Consider the following 229-nt stretch of genomic DNA (forward strand, 5'->3'; position numbering starts at 1 on the left):
GCTCAGGCCGCGCGACCAGAAGGCCCGCCGGGCCGCCTCGCGGGCGCGGGCGCGGCGCAGGCGGCGCGGCACCAGGGCCATGCGCAGCCGCTCGTTCTGGCTCGCCACCAGGATCGCCGCCACGACGCCCGCCTGCGCCAGCAGGATCGACGCGGCGGTCCAGGCGGTCAGGGCGATCAGCGGCCAGGGCAGGACCAGCGCCGCGACGAGCGCGGTGAGCAGCACGATC

1 protein-coding gene is annotated in these 229 nt (G+C 78.6%); it reads right to left on the bottom strand.

The genetic code is table 11. From position 1 onward, the window contains the following. The coding region (locus KZZ07_RS27535) for a hypothetical protein (RefSeq protein WP_219520242.1) at positions 1–229 on the bottom strand (229 nt) is incomplete at both ends.

This window comes from Mameliella sp. CS4, assembly GCF_019392335.1.
Lineage (GTDB): Bacteria > Pseudomonadota > Alphaproteobacteria > Rhodobacterales > Rhodobacteraceae > Antarctobacter.